Annotated in this window: 19 protein-coding genes and 1 pseudogene; 17 read left to right on the plus strand and 3 right to left on the minus strand. The window is 67.0% G+C overall.

Annotated features, from left to right (window positions below):
- Positions 1–50: 50 nt before the first annotated feature.
- The 10 genes from AC1DDH_RS14045 (at position 51) to AC1DDH_RS14090 (ending at position 10,631) form a co-directional block, all read left to right on the plus strand.
- Complete coding sequence (locus AC1DDH_RS14045; protein ID WP_476955661.1) at positions 51–1,073, plus strand: LacI family DNA-binding transcriptional regulator; 1,023 nt, start codon at positions 51–53, stop codon at positions 1,071–1,073.
- Between the two features lie 154 nt (positions 1,074–1,227).
- On the plus strand, positions 1,228–2,523 hold the full coding sequence (locus AC1DDH_RS14050) for a sugar ABC transporter substrate-binding protein (RefSeq protein WP_476871411.1): 1,296 nt from the start codon (positions 1,228–1,230) through the stop codon (positions 2,521–2,523).
- A gap of 83 nt (positions 2,524–2,606) precedes the next feature.
- On the plus strand, positions 2,607–3,566 hold the full coding sequence (locus tag AC1DDH_RS14055) for a carbohydrate ABC transporter permease (protein WP_476849686.1): 960 nt from the start codon (positions 2,607–2,609) through the stop codon (positions 3,564–3,566).
- 1 nt (position 3,567) lies between these two features.
- The gene (locus tag AC1DDH_RS14060; RefSeq protein ID WP_439954127.1) at positions 3,568–4,455 is read left to right on the plus strand and encodes a carbohydrate ABC transporter permease; all 888 of its coding nucleotides are present in this window, start codon (positions 3,568–3,570) and stop codon (positions 4,453–4,455) included.
- Positions 4,456–4,491: 36 nt separating this feature from the next.
- Positions 4,492–6,039 (plus strand): glycoside hydrolase family 32 protein, encoded by a 1,548-nt coding sequence (locus AC1DDH_RS14065; RefSeq protein WP_476931934.1) that lies wholly within the window; start codon positions 4,492–4,494, stop codon positions 6,037–6,039.
- A gap of 174 nt (positions 6,040–6,213) precedes the next feature.
- Entirely contained in the window at positions 6,214–7,221 is a 1,008-nt protein-coding gene (locus AC1DDH_RS14070; protein WP_476859954.1) for a DUF6454 family protein, read from the plus strand.
- 81 nt (positions 7,222–7,302) lie between these two features.
- A complete protein-coding gene (locus tag AC1DDH_RS14075; RefSeq protein ID WP_476931935.1) occupies positions 7,303–9,012 on the plus strand; it encodes a phospholipase C in 1,710 nt (569 codons plus the stop codon).
- Between the two features lie 206 nt (positions 9,013–9,218).
- Entirely contained in the window at positions 9,219–9,632 is a 414-nt protein-coding gene (locus tag AC1DDH_RS14080) for a hypothetical protein (protein WP_476931936.1), read from the plus strand.
- Position 9,633: 1 nt separating this feature from the next.
- Positions 9,634–10,029, plus strand: coding sequence for a PEP-utilizing enzyme (locus AC1DDH_RS14085; protein WP_476849691.1), 396 nt, complete (start codon positions 9,634–9,636; stop codon positions 10,027–10,029).
- Entirely contained in the window at positions 10,026–10,631 is a 606-nt protein-coding gene (locus AC1DDH_RS14090; protein ID WP_476955662.1) for a hypothetical protein, read from the plus strand. The genes AC1DDH_RS14085 and AC1DDH_RS14090 overlap by 4 nt, the downstream gene beginning before the upstream one ends.
- 40 nt (positions 10,632–10,671) lie before the next feature.
- Here the strand turns inward: AC1DDH_RS14090 and AC1DDH_RS14095 are convergent, their stop codons facing one another.
- On the minus strand, positions 10,672–12,129 hold the full coding sequence (locus tag AC1DDH_RS14095) for an MFS transporter (protein WP_476849693.1): 1,458 nt from the start codon (positions 12,127–12,129) through the stop codon (positions 10,672–10,674).
- Between the two features lie 293 nt (positions 12,130–12,422).
- Between AC1DDH_RS14095 and AC1DDH_RS14100 the strand changes: the two genes are divergently transcribed.
- The 4 genes and pseudogenes from AC1DDH_RS14100 (at position 12,423) to AC1DDH_RS14115 (ending at position 18,112) form a co-directional block, all read left to right on the plus strand.
- Positions 12,423–14,183: a zinc ribbon domain-containing protein gene (locus AC1DDH_RS14100; protein ID WP_476955663.1), complete on the plus strand. Its 1,761-nt coding sequence runs from the start codon at positions 12,423–12,425 to the stop codon at positions 14,181–14,183.
- A gap of 3 nt (positions 14,184–14,186) precedes the next feature.
- Positions 14,187–15,836, plus strand: a complete 1,650-nt coding sequence (locus AC1DDH_RS14105) for a serine/threonine-protein kinase (protein ID WP_476955664.1) — start codon at positions 14,187–14,189, stop codon at positions 15,834–15,836.
- A gap of 11 nt (positions 15,837–15,847) precedes the next feature.
- A pseudogene (locus AC1DDH_RS14110) lies at positions 15,848–16,054 on the plus strand (FHA domain-containing protein); the annotation flags it as partial.
- Between the two features lie 147 nt (positions 16,055–16,201).
- On the plus strand, positions 16,202–18,112 hold the full coding sequence (locus AC1DDH_RS14115) for an ATP-binding cassette domain-containing protein (protein WP_476955690.1): 1,911 nt from the start codon (positions 16,202–16,204) through the stop codon (positions 18,110–18,112).
- Positions 18,113–18,181: 69 nt separating this feature from the next.
- Here the strand turns inward: AC1DDH_RS14115 and AC1DDH_RS14120 are convergent, their stop codons facing one another.
- Both AC1DDH_RS14120 and AC1DDH_RS14125 read right to left on the minus strand, forming a co-directional pair.
- Positions 18,182–20,185 (minus strand): vWA domain-containing protein, encoded by a 2,004-nt coding sequence (locus tag AC1DDH_RS14120; protein WP_476873437.1) that lies wholly within the window; start codon positions 20,183–20,185, stop codon positions 18,182–18,184.
- Positions 20,186–20,210: 25 nt separating this feature from the next.
- Entirely contained in the window at positions 20,211–21,599 is a 1,389-nt protein-coding gene (locus tag AC1DDH_RS14125) for a sigma 54-interacting transcriptional regulator (protein WP_476857600.1), read from the minus strand.
- Between the two features lie 148 nt (positions 21,600–21,747).
- Between AC1DDH_RS14125 and AC1DDH_RS14130 the strand changes: the two genes are divergently transcribed.
- Genes AC1DDH_RS14130 through AC1DDH_RS14140 form a run of 3 tightly spaced genes read left to right on the plus strand, consistent with a single transcriptional unit; the run spans position 21,748 to position 23,659 of the window.
- Positions 21,748–22,422 (plus strand): MSMEG_4193 family putative phosphomutase, encoded by a 675-nt coding sequence (locus AC1DDH_RS14130; RefSeq protein WP_476849698.1) that lies wholly within the window; start codon positions 21,748–21,750, stop codon positions 22,420–22,422.
- 43 nt (positions 22,423–22,465) lie between these two features.
- Positions 22,466–23,167: an SCO1664 family protein gene (locus tag AC1DDH_RS14135; RefSeq protein ID WP_476955665.1), complete on the plus strand. Its 702-nt coding sequence runs from the start codon at positions 22,466–22,468 to the stop codon at positions 23,165–23,167.
- A gap of 51 nt (positions 23,168–23,218) precedes the next feature.
- On the plus strand, positions 23,219–23,659 hold the full coding sequence (locus AC1DDH_RS14140; RefSeq protein WP_476955666.1) for a hypothetical protein: 441 nt from the start codon (positions 23,219–23,221) through the stop codon (positions 23,657–23,659).
- Positions 23,660–23,932 lie beyond the last annotated feature (273 nt).

Below are 23,932 nucleotides of genomic sequence, written 5' to 3' on the forward strand. Positions count from 1 at the left end.
TGTGTAACGTGTTTCACACCAGATACAAAACGTTTTGCAAAGGGAAGTCAATGACGACAAGAGTGGGAATACGCGACGTGGCCAAGGCCGCCGGGGTCTCCGTCACCACGGTGTCGCATGCCCTGAACGATGCCACGAGCTTCCGGGTGAAGGCAGCGACGCAGCAACTCGTCCGGGACGTGGCCAGGGATCTTGGGTACGCCCCGAACAAGATGGCCAGCGGACTGCGCAACCAGCGCTCCCAGATCCTTGGCCTGGTCAGTGACGAAATCACCACCACACCCTTTGCCGGGGCCATGATCCGCGGGGCGCAGGACGCCGCCTACGACCGCGGCTACGTGGTGATGGTGGTCAATTCGGGCCTGGACAGCGAGCTGGAAAACCGTGAAATCAATATGCTGCGGCAGCACCAGGTGGACGGCGTGGTCTACGCCAGGATGTACCACCAAAGCGTGCAGGTCCCCGCGGAACTGGAGGGGCTTCCCACCGTGCTGCTGGATTCCATCACTGACGACAAGTCCATTTCCTCGGTTATCCCCGACGAGGTGGGCGCCGCCGAGACGGCCGTTGAAGCAATCATCCAGGCGGGCCACACCCGGATCGGGATGATCAACAACATCGACGACATCCCCGCCACGCACGGCCGCAGGGAGGGCTTCCTCAACGCTCTCCGGCGGCACGGCCTGCAGCACGACCCCCGCCACCTCGTGATCGGCCAGCCCGAAACCACGGGAGGCCGCGAGGCCGCCCTGGGCCTGCTCGGTCAGCCCGACCGCCCCACAGCCCTGTTCTGCTTCAGTGACAGGGTTGCAATGGGCGCCTACCAGGCGGCCACCGCATTGGGGCTGCGCATTCCGGAGGACGTGTCCATTGTGGGAATCGACAATCTCGAAATCATCGCGGACGCCCTTTGGCCGGGGCTCACCACCGTCGCCCTTCCCCACTACGAAATGGGCAGTTGGGCGGTCCACCGAATCCTGGACGACATCGAAAGTCCCGGCGCACCCGCAGTCCAGACGCAACTGGACTGCCCCCTGATTGAGCGGGGGTCGCTCGGCCCGCCGCCACGTTAGCCGATTGCCGGCATCAAGCCGGCACCACCACACCGTTCCACTGCTCCGCCGCCCGGGGACCGCAATAAGAAGGGACGCAGCCGTTGCACCGGCCGCGTCCCCAAGGACCCGGGGCAATCTCCCACGCCCAAATTCAGCAGAAAGATTGACCATCATGAACAAGCGATTCACCCGGATCCTCGCCACCAGTGTAGCTGCGGCGGCACTTGTCGGCTCCCTGGGCGCCTGCGGCAAGGGCAGCGCCTCTGCCCCGTCCGCCGGCTCCAATGAGATCACCATGTGGACCCACAACGCGGGCAACGCCGAAGAACTCAAGGCGGTTGAAAACATCGTCGATTCCTACAACAAGAGCGCCGGTGCCAAGGCCAAGATCAAGGTCCAGGCGTTCCCGCAGGACTCCTACAACGACTCCGTGGTCTCGGCCGCGGCCGCCGGAAAGCTCCCCTGCATTGTTGACATCGATGGCCCCAATGTTCCCAACTGGGCCTGGGCGAAGTACCTGACACCCCTGAAACTCGACGCGGATGTTTCCAAGAACCTGCCGAGCACGGTGGCCAAATGGGAGGGCGAGACCTACGCCGTTGGCACCTATGACGTCGCACTGGCGATGCTCGCACGCGCCTCTGACCTCAAGGCAGCCGGTATCCGCGTCGCCACGGTCGAAAAGCCGTGGACCAAGGACGAGTTCCAGGACGCGCTGACCAAGCTCAAGGCGCTGGGCAAGTGGGAATACCCGCTGGACATGGGTACCGCCGGAACCGGCGAATGGCTGCCCTACGCCTACTCCCCGTTCCTGCAGTCCTTCGGTGGGGACCTGATCAACCGCGACGGGTTCCAGTCGGCAGACGGCGTCCTCAATGGCGACAAGGCCATCGAGTGGGCCCAGTGGTTCCGCGGCCTTGCCGACCAGGGCTTCATGGCGAAGAAGAGCGGCAAGGACTCCACCCAGGACTTCCTCAACAACAAGAGCGGCCTTCTCTACACCGGCTCCTGGGCCGCGGACAAGGCACGCGCAGCGGTAGGTAAGGACCTCGTGGTCATGCCGTCCGTGGACCTCGGGACCGGCCCCAAGATCGGCGGCGCCTCCTGGCAGTGGGGCGTGACCAGCGGCTGCAACAACTCCGCGGCAGCCATGGACTACCTGTCCTACTCGCTGAAGCCGGAAAACCTGGCCGCGGTGGCGAAGGCAACGGGCACCATCCCGGCCACCGACGAGGCCGCTGCCCTGATCCCCGCGTTCGCCAAAGGCGGCACAAACCGGATCTTCATGGAACTTTCCCGCAACTACGCGGTGATGCGCCCCGAAACCCCGGCCTATCCCTTCATCGCCACCGAATACGGCAAGGCTGTCCAGGACATCCTGGCCGGCGCCGACCCCAAGACGGCGCTGGACAAGTCGGTCAAGGCCATCGACGCCAACATCAAGTCCAACGGCGGCTACAAGAACTAGCCGGCTGCCAAACGGTACTTTCGACGGCGGTGCGCAACCGCCGTCGAAAGTACCTCAGGCCCTGACTGTCGACGGAGAAAACCATGACAACCACCCAACTCCCCTCCCCCGGCCGCCGTCTGGCGGACCCGGCCCCGGCCGCACCGCCCAGCAAACCGCGTCGCCGGCCGCGCCACCTTCGCGAACAGATCAGCGGGTGGGGCATGATCGCCCCGGCCGCGGTCCTCCTGCTCGCCTTCGTCTTTCTCCCGGCGATCCTGGGCTTCGGCCTGGCATTCACGAACGCCAGGCTTGTTTCCCCGCGGCCCGTCGAGTTTGTCGGCACGGACAACTTCGCGCGGCTCTTCGCGGATCCCGTGTTCTGGCGCTCACTGCTGAACGTCAGCTACTTCGCCGTCGTGGTGGTGCCCGTCCAGTCCGGACTCGCCCTGGCGATGGCCCTCCTGATCAACAAGAAGTTCCGCGGCGTGAACTTCTTCCGCACCATCTACTTCCTTCCCGTGGTGACGTCCATGGTGGTGGTGTCCCTGCTGTGGATGTTCATGTACCGCAAGGACGGCCTGATCAATGAGTTGCTGTCGGCGGCCAGTTTCGGCCTCATCAACGGCCCGGACTGGCTCAACGATCCCGCCACCGCCATGCCGGCCATCATTGCCCTGTCCATCTGGCAGGCCGCAGGCTTCCACATGATCATCTGGCTCGCAGGCCTGCAAAGCATTTCCGGGGAACTCTACGAGGCCGCCCAACTCGACGGGGCCAGCCGCTGGCACCAGTTCCGCTTCGTGACCTGGCCCGGCCTCACCCACACCCGCACCCTGGTCCTGGTGACCATCACCATCCAGGCGCTCGGGCTCTTCGACCAGGTCAGCGTCATGACCCAGGGCGGGCCCCTCGATTCCACCACCACCATCATCTACGAGGCGGTGCGCTCCGGCTTCAAGCAGCAGGAGACCTCCTACGCCTCGGCCATCTCGCTCGTGTTCTTCGTGCTCGTCCTGCTGATCTCCGCAGTGCAGCGCTACCTGACCCGAGAGAAGGACTGACGTGAAACAGACACTCATTTCCAAGGGTCTCGGCAATGCCGCGACCACGGCGGTCCGCCTCCTGTTCGCCGCCGTCGCCGCCTTCCCCATCGTGTTCATGATGGTGTCCTCGCTCAAGCCGGACCAGCAGATCTTCGGCGACATGTCCTCGGTGGCGGCGTTCCTGCCGGTCGGCAACATTTCGCTGGACAACTACGCGGCCGTGTTCGACCGGGTGCCGGCCGCCCGCTTCCTGATGAACTCCATCGGCATTTCCGCGGTCACGGTGGTGCTAGGCATCTTCATCAACAGCCTATGCGCGTTTGCCCTGTCCCGGATGGAGGTCCGCGGCAAGCGCGTGGTGTTCACCGCGATCCTCGCCACCCTCATCGTGCCCTTCCAGACGCTGGCGCTGCCGCTGGTGTGGTGGGTCAACCAGCTGCCGTACTTTGAGCTCAACGGGTTCAGCCTCGAGATCTCGAAGGGCTGGCTGGACACCTACCAGGTCCAGATCATCCCGTTCATCGCGAACGCGTTCTCCATCTACCTGTTCCACCAGTACTTCGAGTCCATCCCGAAGGAACTGGACGAGGCTGCCCGGATCGACGGCGCGGGCTGGTTCACCATCTACCGCAAGGTGGTGATGCCGCTCGCGGGACCGGCGACCGCCACCGTGGCCATCCTGACCTTCCTGCCCGCCTGGAACTCCTACCTGTGGCCGCTCATGGTGGTCCAGTCCGAGGAACTCCGCCCGGTGATGATCGGCATCCAGTACTTCTTCCAGCTCAACGTCTCCTGGGGCGAGGTGATGGCTTACGCGTCCCTCATCACCATTCCCGTGGTGGTCCTTTTCATCGCGTTCCAGCGATCCTTCATCAACAGCATCGCCTCCAGCGGCGTCAAGGGCTGACCAGCCTCCTCACGCGAAAGCCTGCAAAGAACCCTCATGAAAACACTCACAGAACTCGACTGCCAGTACCGGCCAAAGTGGCACTACTCAGCGGAGCGCAACTGGCTCAACGACCCCAACGGGCTGGTCTACGCCAACGGCATCTACCACCTCTTCTACCAGCACAACCCGCACGGCGAGGAGTGGGGCAACATGTCCTGGGGCCACGCCACCTCCACGGACCTGCAGCACTGGGACGAACAACCCGTGGCCATCGCATGCGATGAGCAGGAGGCCATCTTTTCCGGCTCCGCGGTGGTCGATGTCCATAACACCAGCGGCTTCGGCGTCGGAGGCGTGCCCCCGCTGGTGGCCATCTACACCAGCGCGTACTCGCCCGCCTCACCGCTCGCCGGACGGCAGGCACAGTCCCTCGCCTACAGCACGGACGACGGCGCCACCTGGACCAAGTACGCCGGGAACCCGGTGCTGGACCGCGCCTCCGCGGACTTCCGCGACCCCAAGGTCTTTTGGCACGACGGCGCCGCCGGCAGCTACTGGGTGATGGTCGCCGTCGAGGCGGTCCACCACGAGGTGGTCCTTTACAAGTCGGCTGACCTGTTGACCTGGGAGTACCTGAGCACCTTCGGCCCGGCAAACGCCACGGAAGGGGTGTGGGAATGCCCGGACCTGTTCGAACTGCCGGTGGACGGCGACGCCTCCAACACCCGGTGGGTCCTGGTGGTCAACCTGAGCCCCGGCGGCATCGCCGGCGGATCGGGCGGCCAGTACTTCATCGGAACCTTCGACGGCGTGACGTTCCGTTCCGAAACCACCGTCACCGACGGCGTGCAGGCCGACGACAGCCGGATGGCCGACTACGGGTGGCTCGACTGGGGCCGGGACTACTACGCGGCCGTGTCGTTCAGCAACGTCCCGGACGGACGGCGGCTCATGATCGGCTGGATGAACAACTGGCAGTACGCCGCCTCAACGCCCTCGGACGGCTGGCGCAGCGCGATGTCCCTGGTCCGCGAGGTCAGGCTGGTGTGCCGCGGCGGCCGCCCGGTGCTGGTGCAGGAGGCGGTGGACCCGTTCCACACCCACGGTACCGAGGTGTTCGCCCTGGACCGGCAGCCGTTGGCGGACGGGGTGACCTGGCTTCCGGCCGAGGCCTGCGGTGATGTGCTGCGCATCGATGCGGACTTCGAGCCCGGCGCCGCCGGCAGGGTGGGTCTGGTGCTCCGGGCCGGCGGCTCAACGGACGGGGAATCCGGCTCCAGGTCCGGGCCCGGAGCCGGAGTCGGAGCGCGCACTGTCCTGGCCTACGACTGCCGCACGGCGGAGCTCAGCCTGGACCGGACCGAATCCGGCAACGTGGGCTTCCACGAGTCGTTCCCGTCGGTGGAGCGCGTTGCCGTGTCCTTGGAGGACGGCCGGCTAAGGCTCCGGGTCTTCCTGGACCGCTGCTCGGTCGAGGTCTTCGCGCAGGACGGCCTGGCCACCATCACCGATCTGGTCTTTCCCGCGAACTCCGGCACCGCCGTCGGGCTGCTGGCCGAAGGCGAGGGCGGCACCCTGGCAGGCCTCGCCGTCCTCGCCTGAGCGGCTGAAAGGGCCCAAAGCCAGCGACGGCGGGGGGGAGACACGTGTCGAAACGAAGCCGGTCCGCCGGACCGCTGCCGGCCATCTGCCGTTCACCCGCCCGTATCGGGGATTAATTACCGGGAAGTAGCGTTGCGATCTCTTGTTGAGATCCAACCTTTGAGAGGCTCCCGAATGAGCACGACTCACACCCGAGGCATCCTCACGGCCGCCGCAGCAATCGTCCTGGCCGCGTCCGCAATCAGCATCACCGCGGCCGCCCAGGCCGCAGACAACCCCACCGGTGCCGGCAACCACGGTGACAGGAACACGGCCCTGGCCGACGCCTTCAACGGCGTTGACCGGAACACGAACTGGCAGCAGACGTCGAAGCTGAAGCTGAATTTCCCGACGTACCACACGGAGGGAATCGCCTACAGCCAGGACCACATCTTCCTCTCGGCCGTTCAGATCATCGAACCGACCGTGAAGTTCCCGACCCCGCAAAACGGCTTCGACCGCACCCCCGGCAAGGGCGTCGGCCACCTGTTCGTCATGGACAAGTCCGGCGCCCTGCAAAAGGACATCGTCCTGGGAGAGGGCGACATGTACCACCCCGGCGGCATCGACTTCGACGGCACCAGCGTCTGGATCCCCGTGGCCCAGTACCGGCCGGACAGCAGCGCCATCATCTACCGAGTCGACGCGACCACCCTGGACGTGCACAAGCAGTTCGAGGTGAAGGACCACTTCGGCGGCATCGTGATGGACAAGCAGACCGGCCACCTGGTCGGCAACACCTGGGGCTCGCGCCGCTTCGCCGAATGGGATCTGCAGGGCAAGCAGCTCTCGACCTGGCAGAACCCGAACTACTTCATCGACTACCAGGACTGCCAGTACGTGGCCAACTCCCGGATGCTCTGCAGCGGGATCACCAACCTCCCGCAGACCCCGGCGGCCGGCGGCACCGGCGCCACCTACGAACTCGGCGGCATGGCGATGATCGACCTCAAATCCCGCAGCGTAATCCGCGAGGTCCCCTTCCAGCAGTGGTCCACCGCAGGCCATGTGGCCACGCGCAACCCGTTCAAAATGACGGCCGACGGCGGGCACCTCACCATGAAGGTGGCCCCAGACAACGGCGAGGAAGGCAACGGCACCGAAATCCTCACCTACGAGGCCACGGTCACGCCGGCCAAGTAACGCAGGCCGCTCACCCAAGCAGCATACGAATGCCTGCCATCAGCCGCCGGCATCCCTGAACAACAACGATTGGCTACCCCCATGCCTCATCCAGCACAACGATTCACCCGGAAGCGGGTCGCCGCCACGGGCGCGGCAGCCCTGGCCGCCTCGGCACTGACAGCCGGAATGTTCGGTATCGGCGCAGGTCCGGCCTCCGCCGGTGAAAACCACAACGGTACCGCGACGCCAATCAAGCACGTGGTGGTGATCTTCCAGGAGAACGTTTCCTTCGACCACTACTTCGCCACCTACCCCAAGGCTGCCAATCTCCCGGGTGAAACCCAGCAGGGCACCGGCACCGCGACGGCATCCTTCACCGCCGCGAAAAACACCCCCAAGGACATCAACACTCTGGCCACCGCCGGCCTTCTGGCACCGAACAACCCCAACTCTGCGCAGCCTGCCCGGCTCTCGCCGGCGCAGGCCGTCACCTGCGACCAGGACCACGGATACACCGCCGAGCAGAAGGCATACAACGGCGGGGCGATGAACAAGTTCGTCGAGTTCACCAGCCGCGACGCCTGCGGCACCAACCAGTACGGCCGCCCCGGCCTCACCATGGACTACTACGACGGCAACACCGTCACCGGCATCTGGAACTACGCCCAGAACTACTCCATGAGCGACAACCACTTCAGCACTGTCTTCGGACCCTCCACACCCGGGGCGCTGAATCTGGTATCCGGCCAGACCCACGGGGCCACCGAGTACACCGCCGCAGGACAACCTGTGGCCACCCCGGCGGCCGGCAGCAGTGCCGTCAGCCTGCCGGATGCGAACGGCGTCGGCACCGTCATCAACGACCCGGACCCGGTCCACGACGACTGCTCGAACAGCAGCCACGCCAAAACCGGAAACCTGGCCGGCCTGAGCGGCAGGAACATCGGCGACCTGCTCAACGCCAAGGGCACGTCCTGGGGCTGGTTCCAGGGTGGTTTCACGCCGACCACCGCCGCGACCGCGGACTCCCCGGCGTCGTGCCTGTCCAGCCACACGAACGCCGCCGGCGCCAGCGTTGTTGACTACTCCCCTCACCACCAGCCGTTCCAGTACTACGCCTCCACCGCCAACCCGCACCACCTGGCACCGGCGTCCGACGCGGAAATCGGCCACAACGGACAGGCGAACCACCAGTACGACCTCACCGCGTTCAACAAGGTGGTCAACACCGACAACATGCCCGCCGTGTCCTTCCTGAAAGCCGGAATGTTCCAGGACGGCCACGCCGCCTACTCTGACCCGATCGACGAGCAGAACTTCATCACCAGCACCGTGAACCAGATCCAGAAATCCCGGAACTGGGACAACACTGCCGTGGTGCTTGCCTACGATGACTCGGACGGCTGGTACGACCACGTCGCCGCCAAGGCAAAGAACTCCTCCAACACCGCCGACGACGACGCCTGGTGCCAGCACGCCGCAGCCAGCGGCGTCCCGATGGCCGGCGGCTACGCTGACCGCTGCGGCCCCGGCCCGCGCCAGCCGCTGGTAGTCATTTCCCCCTACGCGAAGAAGAACTTTGTGGACCACACCCAGACCGACCAGGCCTCGATCCTGCGCTTCATCGAAGACAACTGGCACACCGGCCGGATCGGCGACGCCTCCGCCGACGCCACCGCCGGGTCGGTGAACGCCATGTTCAACTTCGGCAGACAGCGCAACGACCAGGTCCTGCTCAACGAACAGACCGGCGCCGTCGCCTCCACCGAACACGGCAACAACAACTCCCACAACAACTCCGGAAAGTAAACACCTGCAACAGCCCGGTCATGGACCGCCGGCAAAACACCCCCTTGGAACGCCACCCGGCCAACAGCCGGGTGGCGTTCCTGTCCGCGCCGCCTCAACGACTCGTCCTCCCCCCGAAGCATCAACAGTTTGTTGACAACAGGATGTTGATGCCAGAAGCTGGTGGTGTCGAGGGGTGCCGAGCCGACGGGAAAATGGAGTCTGGAATGAACGAGACCGACGGGACCCGTCAAGGCGGCGACGCTGCGGAGGCTCAGCGCCAAAGCCAGGCCACACGGATGTTGCTGGACCGGGGCGCCGCCGAACTCCCGCCCCGGCCCTGGCTCGGTGAGCGGCAGCCCCCTTCGGCGAGTGACCTGATCCAGCACGTCCTGTGGCGGTCCAACGGGACCGACCGCGGAGAGCCGGTGGATGGTCTGGACGTGCGGGCCGCCCTCACGCTTGTGTCAGCCGCGCGGGCAGAGACGGACGGCCTGGAAACGGCACTCCTGTTCCTGGCGCGGGCCGAGGGGCTGACCTGGCCCCAGATTGCCCAGAGCCTTGGGCTCCGCTCGGCGCAGGCCGCGCAGCAGAGACTGGATCGGCTGTCCGGCAGGCCCGAGACGGGTGTGGTGGGCTGACGTGGAATTCACTCCTCAGGCCAGTGCCGGAAGGGAAGGCCGCGATCCCGCCGGCGCGGTTCTCACCGGCATCGGCGCCAGCCCGGGCACCGCCTGCGGGACGGCCCGGACAGTTCACAGCGTCGACGAATTCTCCGCGGTGGCCCCCGGCGACGTTTTGGTCTGCCGCACCACTGACCCCGCCTGGACGCCACTGTTCGGGATCGCCGCTGCCGTCATCACAGAAACGGGCGGGATGCTCTCGCACGCCGCCATCGTGGCCCGCGAACAGGGCATCCCCGCCGTTCTGGGGGTAACCGGCGCGCTGACCCGCATCACGGACGGAACGACGCTCGTGGTCGACGGAACCCACGGAACCGTCCACGCGAAACCAGCAGGTCCCGGAGCGGGTCCATGAGCCCGCAGCAGCCATCCATGCTGCTCACCCTCCACGCCCTGAGGCTGCTCGGCTTCGCTGACACTGAGTCAGTTGCCGCCCGGTTTGGCCAGGATCCGCACGACGTCGAACGGCTCCTCATTTACGCCGGCGCGAACGGGTGGGCGTCGCGCTCCTCATTCGGCGGAAACCGGGGCTGGTCCCTGACCGTGGCCGGCAGGACTGAAAACGAACGGCTCCTGGCCGAGGAACTGGACAGCGTGGGCGGCCAGGCAGCAGTCACCGCCGTGCACGCGAAGTTTGCACCGCTGAACGCAGGAGTCGTGGCCGCCTGCAGCAAACTCCAACTCCGCTGGCTCGCCGAGGGAAGTCAGTCCAACGATGGGATCGACGAGCCAACACAGCAAACCTTCACCCAGGCATTGGCGTCCTTGAGCGATCTGGAAGTCCGCCTGACCGCTGTGTTGCCGCGGTTCAGCGGATACGCGGAACGCCTCGAGCTGGCAGTGGAAAACGCAGCCACGGAGCCAGCGTGGCTCACCGCCACAGACCGCGACTCCTTCCACCGCATCTGGTTCGAATTGCACGAAGATCTCATCGCCACCCTCGGCATCCGGCGATGAACGCCCCAGCACGACCCCAAAAGTGACAGCGGAACCGCGGTCAACCGGTGCTGGATGACCCGCGCGCGGCGGCTTGGACCTGTGTGACGGGTTTGGTGGCGGGCATGCCGAGCACGGCGATGACGGTGAGGACGGCGGCGATCATGACGGCCAGGAACACGGCGGACGAGGCCGCCACGATGGTGTGGGGATCCGTGTCGCCGTGCGGGGTGCCGGCGTAGACAGCGTTCGCTATCGCACCGAAAACGGCGACGCCGATGGAGCTGCCGATGGATCGGGCGAAAAGGTTGGTGCCCGTGACCACGCCGCGCTCGTTCCATTCGACGCTCGTCTGGGCGGCGATCAGGGTTGGGGTCGCGACCAGGCCGAGTCCGAGCCCGACGATGAAGCAGCTGACGGCGACCAGCGCAACGTTGGGGACGGAGGCCGTGACGGCCAGGACTGCTGTGCCGATGACGGTGACCGTGATGCCGATCAGGGCAGTGTTCCGGAACCCGATGCGCAGATACAGGCGGCCCGATTGGGAGGCACTGATCGGCCAGCCGATGGTCAGCGCTGCCAGGGCGAGTCCGGCCACGATCGGGGAGGTCGAGAGGGCTCCCACGAGGAACGTGGGAACGTACGAAGTGATGCCCAGCATGACCGCTCCGACCCCGAAGGCGACCATCGCCGTCGTCGCCAGCAGCCGCCGGGAAACCACCCACGGCGGCAGCACCGGCTCCGCCGCCCTCCGTTCGACGAGAATAAACGCGACGAACAGGAGGGCACCGCCGGCGAACACTGCGTCGCTGATGGCGGAGTCCCAGGCCCAGGCCTGGCCGCCCTCGAGGGCCCCGAGAATGAGCAGGGTGAGCGACACGGTGAGCAGCCCCGCGCCGAGATAGTCGACCCGGTGCTTTACGGGCTCGATGTTCTCGTGGAAGGACCGGACCAGCATCCATCCGGCCACCAGGCACAGCGGGATGTTCACAAGGAAAATGCCGCGCCAGATGCCGAGTGAGGCAAACACTCCCCCGAGCGTCGGACCCACCACTGAGGAGACCGCCCACACGCTCGCCAGGTAGCCCTGCACTTTTGCCCGTTCGGCCAGGGTGTAGATATCGCCGGCGATGGTGATGGCCATCGGCTGGACCGCGCCCGCGCCCAGGCCCTGCACCACGCGGAAGGCGATGAGGACCGGCATGCTCCAGGCCACTCCGCACAGGATCGAGCCGAGCAGGAACAGACCGATTCCGATCAGCATGATCGGCTTGCGGCCGATGGTGTCGGAGAGCTTTGCGTAGACCGGAACGGACACGGCCTGCGCCAGCAGGTAGGCGGAGAACAGCCAGGGGAACGAGCTGAACCCGCCAATGTCGTGCACGATCGCGGGCACGGCTGTCGCCACCACGGTCGCGTCGATCGCCACCAGGCCGGTGGAGAGCATCAGGGCAATGAGGACGGGTCCGCGTTTGGAGCGGAACCCGACTCCCTCGGCAGGCATGGTGGTCACGTGCATCACTCCCATCGGCGCCCGAAGCGCGGTGCGTGAACCGGTTACGGCCCCGACAACATAACTTCCCCGTTCGACAAATTAGTCCCGGTCCAGGATCTTGCAGCCCGGGCAGACGGGAGATTGACCGGCCTGTCCCTTCAAAAGGCGTTCCACTGCGGCTTCCTGATCTGTGAACTATTCCGAAGAACTCCGATGACACAAATGATCAGAAGGCTTAGCATTATGGCGGGGGACGGGCTGATCAAACCCACAGGCGTATCCGCGTGACGGTCTCATATTCGACCAGAGGATCCGCCATGAACCAAAAGCGAGTTGCTGCCACCGTCTTCTGTTCCCGCCTCACGTCTCGCGACACGGGCATGGCCGTCGTCACGTATCTGTTCATGGCGAAGCTTTGGATGATGCACAGGCGCACTTCCGGCTTCCTGGTCTTTCTCGTCGGCGTCGCCGCTGCATTGACGCTGACATCGGCGGCCAGTCCTATGCCTACTCCATCCGCCACATTGAAGAGCGATGCCGAGGGGTCCAAGGCTGCTCTCGTGCGAATCGACCTCCTTGCCATCGCGGAGATCGCCCACATTGACCACAGCACAGGTGAGGTGGTGATCTCCCGTGGCCGGTCCACAGTGCCGCTCGGTTCCGCTACCGGCGTCGTCGTTTCAGCAGACGGGATTGTGGCGACCACCTGGGAGAATCTTGCCGTCGACGAGGGCGCTGTGGCCGCTTACAGCGCGAACGAGCTCTTCGCCAAAGTGATCGGAGTGCCGATCGTTGGAAACGGCGGGAATCCGCTGCGGCGAGGCTCGACGCCTGATCGATACTGGGCGCCGCACCTGCAGCACTGCTACGACCAGGTGGAGCACTGTATCGTCTTTCGCGTCCCCCAGTACCGAGTGCACACTTACACGGCGGAGCCTGCGACCGTCATGGCCGAACTGCTCAACCACCCGACCGGGCCCAAGGACATCGCGTTGCTCAGGATCAGTGGCGGCGGTGGCGCGCCGACAGCCACGCTGGCCGCGCCGGCCGCAGCACCAGGTGCGAATCCCGTACTGGTCGGCTTCACCGAGGATCCGAGCCCTAAGGCGGGACCGGCGGAGTTTCCGGTGGCGGTGGACACCGCCGCGGGCCGAATCCGCTCTAGTCAGGACCTTGCCGGGCCGCTCGACGCCGGCGTGTCCGGCGGCCCCGTGCTCGACGGGGCAACCGGCCAGGTCCTCGGCCTGATGGGGCCCCGCCAGCCAGACGGCCAGGGCACTCTGGTGCCGGCCGCGTCCATTCAAGCAGCTATGGCCGCGGCGGGCGTTGAGGCCTCCCCATCGAAGTTCGATGCTGTATTCCGGCGGGGCATCGATCACCTCTCATCGGGCATGGGCGGATCGGCCGAGAGCGCACTCGAAGAGTCCTTGACCTACTTCGATTCCGCCTTGGCGACAAGTTATCTTGAGCAGGCCCGAAAGATGAGTAGCGAGCACCCGATGGGAGACCAGGCGACCGCCGCCGCAGACGCTGGCAAGGACGGCCCCCTGCAGGCTGCCCTCCTGCCCGGATTCGCCGGATTCCTGCTCCTGGCCGGAATCCTGGCCGTCCTGGTCCTGCGTCGCGGCAGGGCGTCAGCCGCTCGGGGCGTCCGCGGGGCCCCGCCTCGCCCCACTGGCCGTTCAAGCTCAAAGGGTGCCGAAGGGAGACCTGTTGCCCCTCTGAAACCCCAAACCGGCGAGAGCCAGACCGCAATGACCCGGGCTGCGCGCGCTGATGAAGATCAGGTCCTGCGACAGCAGGCCGGACACGGCGGGACGGGCCCCGTGCGCACCGAAGCAGCCGGGCACAAGAGTTCTCCTCCCTCGCAATCTCCGGTATCTGGCGGGCGAGGTCAGCCGGCTTCGGGGGCGCCCGGGGACGTAAATACGGGCCTGAACGGTGGCGAAACCCGCACGGCCGGACCGCTGGCACCCCGCTCCGCGGAGAGACAGGGCCGGACGTTTTGTTCCCAGTGCGGCAGATCAGTGCGCCCGGGAGCGCGGTTCTGCTCCGGCTGCGGTTATCCGGTCGGGTAAACCGTGGACCCCGTTCAGGATTACCTCTATCCCGGGGCAGAATTCGCGGGTTATCAGATCCAGTCCCTGGTCGCCCGCGGCGGCATGGGAGTCGTGTACCGGGCGCTGGACGTGCAGCTCGGCCGACCCGTCGCCCTCAAGCTCCTGGCCCCGGAACTTGCAGCCAACGAGAAGTTCCGCCAGCGGTTTGTCCGTGAGTCCCGGCTCGCCGCCTCGGTGGACCACCCCAACATCTTGCCGATCTACGCTGCCGGGGAATGGTCGGGACTGCTCTACATCGCCATGCGCTTTGTGCACGGCACTGATCTCAAGGCAGAACTTGACGCTCGCGGCCCTCTCCCGCTGACCGAGGCCCTGGGCATTCTTTCCCACACGGCCGCGGCCCTGGACGCCGCGCACGGCGCGGGCCTTGTCCACCGGGACGTCAAGCCCGGCAACATACTGCTCTCTGACGACCCGGCAAACGGCCACCGGCTCGTCTACCTCACGGACTTCGGTCTCACAAAGCGCACCACCTCCGCCACGGGCGTGACGACGGCCGGTCACTTCCTCGGCACCTTGGACTACGTCGCACCCGAGCAGATCCGCGGCGGGGACATCGATAGTCGGGCCGATGTGTACGCGCTGGCGTGCGTGGCCTACACGCTGCTCGCAGGCCACCCGCCGTTCGACCATGACGACGACTCGGCCCAGCTGTGGGCGCACATGACCGAGGAGCCGCCGCGCCTCACCTTGGAACGGCCGGAGGTCCCTCCTGCAATGGAGGCTGCCATCGTCAAGGGCATGGCGAAACAACCCGAGGACCGGCCCCCAACATGCGGCGCGCTCGTTACCATGATGTCCGGCGGCCCGCCTGGCAAGGTTGTTCCAGCGCAGCCCCGAGGCGCGGGGAAACACGCGGTCCCGCCCCGCGCCACTAGACCCGGCAAGGGCAACAGCGGCGCCGCCCCGGTGGAAGCAGGGACCCTCGTCCGCGCGGGCGCGAACGCCCACTTGGGCGGACGATCCACCGGGTCCCGGGGTAGGCGCGCTGAGCGGCGGCCGGGCCGGGCCGCACGGCTGGCTGTGCTAGGCGGGGCGCTCCTCCTCCTAATCCTCGCCATCCTCGCCGGCGCGCTGCTCCCGCCGATGCTGTCTGGAGAAAAGTACGTGACCTTTCGCGCGGATGGCGTCCCGTACACCCTCGATGTCCCGCAGAGCTGGACTGCCCGAACTCACGAAGCGGGCGACAGCACCGTCAGTGTGCTCTCGGACGCAGACCTGACGGCGCTTTTCGCCGACGAGCCGGACGCTCCGGCTGCCGCGGCCCGAACGGCCAGTGAACCGGAGAAAGTCGCCGGACTCGCCATCTACCACCGGCCCGCCGGGCTGACCAATCAATCCCCGACCGCCCGCGTCCGCACGGCGGAAGCGCTCCTGCCCGGCCGGGACGCGCATCTGGTGGACCGCGGGCCGGCTACCGTCGGGGAGGTTAAGGGGCAGGCCATGGAGGGGACGATTCCCCTCTCATCCGCCGTCACGCTGCAGGTCCGGGTCTTCGTCGTTGAGACCGATCCGGTCCAACTCCTGGTCTTTTTCGCCCCCTCGTCGCTGTTCGAGCAGCGCACGGAAACTTTCGATCACGTCGTCGGTTCTCTACGCCGGACGAAGTAAGGAAGGTCGCCATGCCGGACCAAGTGCCACCCCCGGACGGAACTGCGCTTTTCGTGCGCGCAAATGGCCGTGAGTGGAGCTTTCCGCCGCAGCAGACAGTTCAGGTTGGTCGGGATGCTGGCGCCGATGTTTCTATCGATGACGATCGTGTCAGCCGCGAACACGTCCGGCTTTGGCACAGCGAGGGCAGATGGTGGGCGGCAGATCAGGCAAGCCGCAACGGCACCTGGGACATGGAGTCGGACCGGGTGCTGGACGGCCCGGTGCCGCTACTCACCGGCGGGCTTCGGCTCCGTCTTGGCGCTATGGACGGACCCGAGGTGCTCCTCATGCCCCACCCGCCCGGACAGCCGGTGAGGCCACGCGTGCTCACTCTCGGGCGGTCGCACTCGTGCGACGTTGTGGTGGATGACCCCCTCGCGTCCCGGAGTCACGCCGTGGTCGAGGTCGGCGAAGCCGCCGTCCTGCGCGACGCCGGCAGCTTCAATGGAACATTCCTCAACGGGGAACGCGTCCACGGTGACGCCCTGCTCTCAATCGGTGACCTCATCGGTATCGGATCGAGCACTTTACTCTGGGACGGCGCCACCGCGGCCATGCCGCCACCGCAACGTCCCGCGTTCAGCGCCCGGCACCTGGAGGTCACCACCAAGACTGGCGCCCACCTGATGGACGATGTGTCCATCACCGTCCCGGCCGGGACGCTCGTGGCGGTCATAGGGCCTTCCGGCGCTGGCAAATCCACCCTCCTGGGCGCCCTTACCGGGCTGCGCCCGGCCACTCGCGGGCACGTCAGCTGGAACGGGCGGGACCTCTACGCCGAGTACGCCCAGCTCCGGTTCCTGGTGGGCCTGGTTCCCCAGGAGGACATCCTCCACCGGCAACTCACTGTCCGCCGCGCGCTCCATTTCGCCGCTCAGTTGCGCCTGCCCCCAGACACTAGCTCCGCAGAGCGCGACGAACGGGTCAATCAAGTCGTCTCCGAGGTCGATCTGACGAACCAAATCGACCAGCGCATCGATTCCCTCTCCGGTGGGCAACGAAAGCGGACCTCGATCGCCCTCGAGCTGCTCACAGCGCCCCAGCTGCTCTTTTTGGACGAGCCTACCTCCGGGCTCGACCCCGGCCTGGACAAGCAGGTCATGGGCAGCTTGCGCTCACTCGCCGACGCCGGCCGCGTCGTGCTGGTGGTCACCCACAGCGTCCTGGCCCTGGACGAATGCGACCGTGTGCTGGTCCTCGCCCGCGGCGGACGCGTGGCGTTCTTTGGACCACCGGCCGAAGTACTCCCATTCTTCGGTGTGGACAACTACCCTGCGGCGTTTGCGGCACTCGAGGACCCGACGTGGGTGGGCAAATACGCCCAATCGCCTGCTCGTGACGCGTACATAGGAAGGACCGCTTCAGCCAACGTGCCCGTACCTGTGGGCGACGCGCCCCCTCCGCCCCGCGCGGCCCCGCTGCGCCAGTTGTGGACGCTGATGCGGCGCAACGCCGCCGTCGTCGCCGCAGACCGCCTCTTCGTCGTCCTCCTTGTCGGCATGCCGATGCTGCTCGCCCTGATGGCGCACGCCTTCCCCGGCGAGGCCGGGCTGTCCATGCGGGAGGCCGGGGGCGATCTGTATCAGGTCCAACAGCGGCTCATTGTCCTGGTGGTCGGAGCAGCGCTCATGGGAACAGCCCTCACGGTGCGCGAACTGGTCGCGGAACGGCCCATCTACCGGCGGGAACAGGCCGTTGGCCTCTCCCCTACGGCTTACCTGCTCGGCAAGTTTGTGGTGCTTGGCGCCTTGGTCGCAATCCAGTGCATCCTGTTCACCGTGATGGCTCTCCTCGGTCTGCCGGGACCGGACGATGCCTTGGTACTCGGCAATGGGCACCTGGAGATTGCGGTGGCTGTGGCAGCGGTTGGCGTCGCCATGACCGCCGCCGCGCTGGTGATCTCGGCTGCCGCGACATCGACTGAACAAACCATGCCTGCGCTCGTCGCCTTGGTGATGGCTCAATTGGTCCTTTGCGGTGGGCTGTTCGCTATCCAAGGCCGCGCCGGACTTGAGGAGGTGTCGTGGCTGCTCCCTGCACGTTTTGGCTACGCGGCTGCGGCGGCCACTGTCGGGCTCCAGAAACCGCCAGCACCCGAAGTGGACACGCTCTACGACCCGACAGCCGAGCAATGGCTCACAGACACCGGGTTCCTCGGAATTCAAGCCGTCGCGTTCCTCGCACTGGCCTATTGGGCGTTGCACCATTCTGTCAACCGAAACCCTTGGCGGTGAGATCGAACTGCGGTCAAACCCCGACGGCGTGGCCAATTACCCCGCCAGTGGTGGAGAGTCGCCGCGGATCTATTGGGCCCAGTCGGCGTCGTCGTAGGGGCGTCCGCGGAAGTGGGCGCGGAGGTATTCGCCCACCACGGCAGCGCCCAGGTCTCCGGCCTCGGGCGCCACCACGCGGCCGTCGATGCGGCGGGCCATCCGCTGGACGAAACGTTCCAGGGAAGGGTCGTCGCCGAGCCGGAAGAACGTGGCCTGCGTGCCGGCGCGGGCCAGGCGGTCCAGTTCGGCGACCGTGACGCGGATGGTCTCCGGGTCCGGCGGCCAGCAGAACCAGGACTCGCCGTCGGCCAGCAGGTGCGCGGTGGGTTCGCCGTCGGTCACCACGAGGAGGACGGGCTGCATCGACGGGTGCTGACGGAAGAACCGGCCGGCCAGCAGCAGGCCGTGGTGCAGGTTGGTTCCCTGCTCCCGCAGGGCCGGCAGGGCCGTGAGCTCGCCAATGTCCATGGTCTGCGCGTAGCGGCCGAACGTGATCAGCTGCAGCCGGTCGCCGCGGAACCGGGTTGAGACGAGGTGGTGCAGGGCGAGGGCGGTGCGTTTCATGGGCACCCAGCGTCCCTCGGCGGCCATCGAGAAGGACACGTCCGCAAGCAGGACGACGGCGGCCTGCGTGCGCGCCTCCGTCTCCGTGACTTCGATGTCGCCCACGGCGAGGCGCAGTCCGCGGCCCGGGTCACCGCCGTCGGCGATCGTGCGGCGGATCGCGTTGGTGATGGTGCGGGTGACGTCCCACGGTTCGGCGTCGCCGAACTCCCATTGGCGGCTGGAGCCGGTCTGCTCCCCGGCCGCCCCGGCAACCCGCGTGTCCCGGCGGCCCTGCCGGCCGGAGAGCTGCTTGGCGGTGTCCCGCAACAGCGACCTGCCGAGCCGCCGCATGGCCTGCGGGGACAGCCGGAGATCGCCGTCGGCGCCGCGCTGGAGGAAACCGCCGTCCTGCATTGCCCGTTCGATCTCCGCGAGGGTGCGGGCCGTCACGGCGGCATTCTGTCCGAGCTGGCGGGCGAGGGCGTCCAGGTCCAGGTCATCGAGGCGTGACCCGCTGTAGGCCTGGGAGAGCTGTTCGGCCAGCTCGTCCAGTTCGGCGATGTCCTGGAGCACGCCGGTGCCGTCGCCGAGTCCGAGTCCTTCCTCGCCCTCGAAGCGTTCGGAGCCGGACCAGTCCTCGCCGGGGCGCAAAGCCTGCAGGTTGGAATCGAGTTGGCCCAGCTGTGCCATAAGCTCGGGCGAGCCGAACGCCTGGGCGGAGAGCCGCATCAGCTCCTCGCGCTGCTCGGCGGACATGGATTGCAGGAGCCGCTGGGCGGCGGCCGCGCGCTGGGCGAGCGCGTCCACCAGCTCCTCGACCGACTGCGGGTTCTCCGGGAAGAACTGGCCGTGCTTGGCCATGAATTCCTGGAAGTCCGCGTCGGTGTCCTCACCGCGGCGGTGTTTGCCGAGGAGCCCGTTGAGGTCCTGCAGCATCTCGGCCACGGCCGCCCGGTCCTCCTCGGTGGCGCCCTCGAGCGCCTCCTTCATACCGGCGAACCGCTGGTCCAGGAGTTCGCGGCCGAGCAAGTCCTTGATCCGCTCGTAGGCCTCCCGCGCGGTGCTCGACTGCCAGTCATAGGAGGCGAGCTCGTTGACCGCCGCCGCCGTGGAGCGCGGCAGGTTCTGCAGTTGCATCTCCCGGAAGGCGCGGTCGGTGTTGTCCATCATCGCGTCGCGGGCGAGCTGCTTGCGCTCCTCCAGCACCGCAGTCTCAAGCAGCTTCTGGACTTCGCTGAGGGTGCCGTCCAGGTTGTGCCGGCCCAGCAGTTCACTGCGCCGCTGCTGGACGCGGCCGGCGAGCTCGTCGAGGCCTTCCCGGTTCCGGCCGCCGCGGCGCAGGAACTCCCGGAGGGCGTGCCGGGGCGAGTAGCCGGCCATTACGTCCTCGGCGACGGCGTCCAGCGCCTCCGCCAGGTCCACCGGCGGGGCGAGCGGATCCGGTCCTCCCGTGTACCGGCCGTACCTGGACCGGTTGTGAGCGGTCATGAGGCCTCCTTAGCCGTAAAGCTGCCTACCCGTAGATTGTCTCCTCGTCGTCGGACTCCTTGGAGATCCGCCGGGCGAGGTAGAGCCCTTCCAGCGCAAGCTCGACGGCGGCGGCGCGCTGCCCGTCGTTTTCCGCGCCTAGGCGCTCACTGATGTCGTCGTAGAGGCTGGATCCGTTGAGGGACGGCAGGTTGTGGAGGAACTCCCGCGCGGTGACCAGTTCCCCGGTGGTGACCGTGGCGTGGCCGTCGAGCGCGGCCACGAGCGGGCCCATGTCCAGGCCGTGGAAGTGGGCCCGGACGGCTTCCGCGGTGGCCATGCGCAGGAGGTGGTCCAGGACGTCCTGTTCCCGGCCTTCCTCACCGGATTCGAACTCGATCTTCCCGGCGAGGACGTCCACGGCGGCGTCCAGGTCGATGATCCGGGCGACGGCCTCGTCCTCGCCGCGCACGCTGGCCCGGCGCAGGGCCGCCGCGGCAACGGTTTCGGCGCCGGCGATGGCGAAACGCGCGGAAACCCCGGAGGTCTGGTTGACCGCCGGCGACTGCCGCAGCGCCCGGGTGTAGCGGGCCAGGATCTCGAGGATGACGGGCGGGACACCGGCCACCAGCTGCCCCTCCTGCCGGATGACGGCGACCTCGTCGTCGAGCTCGATCGGGTAGTGGGTGCGGATCTCGGCGCCGAAGCGGTCCCGCAGGGGCGTGATGATCCGGCCGCGGTTCGTGTAGTCCTCCGGGTTGGCGGACGCGACCACCAGGACGTCCAGCGGCAGCCGCAGCACGTAGCCGCGGATCTGGATGTCGCGTTCCTCCATCACGTTGAGCATCGAGACCTGGATCCGCTCGGCCAGGTCGGGCAGCTCGTTGATGGCGATGATTCCGCGGTTGGAGCGCGGGACCAGGCCGTAGTGGATGGTTTCCGGGTCCCCGAGACGGCGTCCCTCGGCCACCCGCATCGGGTCGACGTCGCCGATCAGGTCCGCGACGGAGGTGTCCGGCGTCGCGAGTTTTTCGACGTACCGTTCCGAGCGGTGCCGCCACGCCACCCGAAGCCGGTCCCCCTCGGTGAGGGCCAGGGCGCGGGAGTGCTCCGTGATGGGTTCGTACGGGTGTTCGTTCAGTTCCGAGTCCTCGATCACCGGCGACCACTCGTCCAGCAGCCCGGCCAGGGTGCGCAGGAGCCGCGTCTTGCCCTGGCCCCGTTCGCCCAGCAGGACGACGTCATGCCCGGCGAGCAGGGCCCGCTCGAGCTGGGGCAGGACGGTCCGGCTGAACCCGAACATCCCGGGCCAGGGATCCCGGCCGGCAGCGAGCGCGGCGAGCAGGTTGTCGCGGATTTCGCGGCGCAGGTCCTTGTGGACGTGGCCGGAGGCACGCAGTTCACCAACAGTGAAGATATCGGGGCGATCACTCACTCCTCCACCGTAGACCTCTACCGTGCGGGGAATCGAGGGATTCTTGCAGATTCCTGCGCATTGGGGCGGGGTGCAAGAGAGCCGCCCGGGGTCCCCGGTCCGAGCCTGCGAGGGACGGGGCAGGCGGTGAGCGTTAGGCTGATTCTTGATGACTGCATCAACCGCGCCGAAACCATCTGCCGGGCCCTCACCCGAGCAGCAGGGCACGCTCCTGCTGCTGGTGCGCCACGGGGAGACGCCGACGACGGGCAGGTTGCTGCCGGGGCGGGCACCGGGGCTGCACCTGTCCGACCGGGGCCGGGACCAGGCTGACCGGGTCGCGGAACGGCTCGCGGGACTTCGGGTCGACGGCATCTACTCCTCGCCGCTGGAGCGCACCCGCGAGACGGCGGAGCCGGCGGCGTCCCGCACCGGATTGGGCGTAAAGCAAGATGCCGGCCTGCTCGAATGCGACTTCGGCGAGTGGACGGGCGCCTCGCTGGCCGAACTGGCGCGCTTGCGGGCGTGGCAGACAGTCCAGCACAGCCCATCGACCTTCCGTTTCCCGAAGGGCGAGAGCTTCACGGAAATGCAGGCGCGGATTGTTGGAGCGCTTGAGGTGCTGCGCACAGCCCACCCCGGCGGCGTCGTCGTGTGCTTCTCCCACGCCGACCCCATCAAGGCCGCCGTCGCCCACGCCCTGGGCACGCCCCTGGACCTCTTCCAGCGGATCGTCATCAGCCCTGGCTCGGTGTCCGCCATCTCCTATGTGGACGGCCAGGGACCCGCCGTGCTCATGGTGAATTCGACGTCGGAACCCCTCAGCGGGCTGAGGACGCCGTGAATTCGGGACAGACTGCGGGACCGCCAGTGATACGGGACAGCCGGTGTCCGGCCGGGAGCTGACCCTGCTCGCCGGGGGCCGCGTCGAGCTGCTCGGACGTATCCCGCGCAGCAGCAACGAGACGTTCCTCGCCCAGGTCTCCTGCGGGGACGACGCCGCCTATGCGGTCTACAAGCCCGAGGCCGGCGAACGACCGCTGTCCGATTTCGAGCCCGGCCTCTACCGGCGGGAACGCGCCGCCTACCTGCTCAGCGAGTCCCTGGGCTGGGGTTTCGTCCCGCCGACCGTGATCCGCGAGGAAGCTCCGCTGGGGGTCGGGTCTCTGCAGTGGTTCATCGAGTGCGACTTCCGCGAGCACTACTTCACTCTGTTCGAGGACGCTCCAGAGACGCACCGCGACCTGGCGCGGATTGCCCTGTTCGACTACGTCGCCAACAACACCGACCGCAAGAGCGGGCACGTACTGCGCGGCGACGACGGACGGGTCTGGGGCATCGACCACGGACTGTGCTTCTCCGCCGCTTTCAAACTCCGCACCGTGATCTGGGACTTCGCCGGCGAACCTATCCCCGATGCCCTGCTCGAGGACATCGCCCCGCTCGCCGAGGCCGCTCCTCCCGAGGTGGCCGGGCTCCTCGACGACGACGAGGTCACCGCCCTGCAGCGCCGCGTCCAGCGCCTGTTGCACGCCCGGGTCCTGCCGGTTGACCGCACCGGCATGCGCTACCCCTGGCCGCTCGTTTAAGCGAGCTGGGATCCCCAGCCTGGACTCACAATTCCGCTCGAGGATACAGGATTGAGCACAACGGACGTGGACTCGTTGCCGCTTCATGACGGGTGGGCAACCATCTCCACCGCGCACGCCGAAGGCCTTCGCCCGCAGGATCTGGAAGGAACGTTCGGGCCGAGATCCGCCGTAATTGTGCTCAAAGCGCTGGCCGACGCCCTGCTTTCGGAGAGCATCAACGCCGATATGACGGGCAGTTCGTACCGATCGGTGGAACTGGACGACGACAACCGGTATGAGGAGGTTCTAGCCATGCACCAGAACCTGCAGAGCCGCATCGAAGTGGAAGAACAGGAGAAGGTGACGCAGGACACGGTTTCGAGGACGACCGCGCTTGGTGCCTCGTGGACGGTGGCCGCAGGCTCATCTTCGACGGTGACTACAGTTGCCAGCTCATTGGCCGAGGCTCCACTCTCGTCGATAAGGAAACCGGCGAAGTCTCAACCCTGAACTATCTGGAAGATCCGGAGCGGTTCAACGCCATGATCAAGGTCGGCCAGCACCCTCCGGAAGATTCTGTCGGCTAAACGGCTGGGCCCGCAGATCACGCCCGAGTCCTTGGTCAGCCAGGCTTCCGCCATGCGACAGCACCTCGGTCCCGACGTGCCTGGACGATCGATACTTCTTGACCTCCACCGGCCGCCCCGGTGGCATGAGCCTTGACTCTCCTCTTGTCCGTGAGAAGCGTCTCAAATTATTACGGAGGCAGCCGGGGGCCACCCG

The organism is Arthrobacter sp. 10T425, assembly GCF_056393985.1.

What these genes read in the sequence shown, in the direction of transcription:
- AC1DDH_RS14090 (WP_476955662.1), top strand. Translation starts at nt 10,026, where the DNA reads ATGAGCCCGCAGCAGCCATCCATGCTGCTCACCCTCCACGCCCTGAGG.
- AC1DDH_RS14055 (WP_476849686.1), top strand. Translation starts at nt 2,607, where the DNA reads ATGACAACCACCCAACTCCCCTCCCCCGGCCGCCGTCTGGCGGACCCG.
- AC1DDH_RS14070 (WP_476859954.1), top strand. Translation starts at nt 6,214, where the DNA reads ATGAGCACGACTCACACCCGAGGCATCCTCACGGCCGCCGCAGCAATC.
- AC1DDH_RS14075 (WP_476931935.1), top strand. Translation starts at nt 7,303, where the DNA reads ATGCCTCATCCAGCACAACGATTCACCCGGAAGCGGGTCGCCGCCACG.
- AC1DDH_RS14065 (WP_476931934.1), top strand. Translation starts at nt 4,492, where the DNA reads ATGAAAACACTCACAGAACTCGACTGCCAGTACCGGCCAAAGTGGCAC.
- AC1DDH_RS14100 (WP_476955663.1), top strand. Translation starts at nt 12,423, where the DNA reads ATGAACCAAAAGCGAGTTGCTGCCACCGTCTTCTGTTCCCGCCTCACG.
- AC1DDH_RS14045 (WP_476955661.1), top strand. Translation starts at nt 51, where the DNA reads ATGACGACAAGAGTGGGAATACGCGACGTGGCCAAGGCCGCCGGGGTC.
- AC1DDH_RS14120 (WP_476873437.1), bottom strand. Translation starts at nt 20,185, where the DNA reads ATGACCGCTCACAACCGGTCCAGGTACGGCCGGTACACGGGAGGACCG.
- AC1DDH_RS14080 (WP_476931936.1), top strand. Translation starts at nt 9,219, where the DNA reads ATGAACGAGACCGACGGGACCCGTCAAGGCGGCGACGCTGCGGAGGCT.
- AC1DDH_RS14050 (WP_476871411.1), top strand. Translation starts at nt 1,228, where the DNA reads ATGAACAAGCGATTCACCCGGATCCTCGCCACCAGTGTAGCTGCGGCG.
- AC1DDH_RS14130 (WP_476849698.1), top strand. Translation starts at nt 21,748, where the DNA reads ATGACTGCATCAACCGCGCCGAAACCATCTGCCGGGCCCTCACCCGAG.
- AC1DDH_RS14095 (WP_476849693.1), bottom strand. Translation starts at nt 12,129, where the DNA reads ATGCACGTGACCACCATGCCTGCCGAGGGAGTCGGGTTCCGCTCCAAA.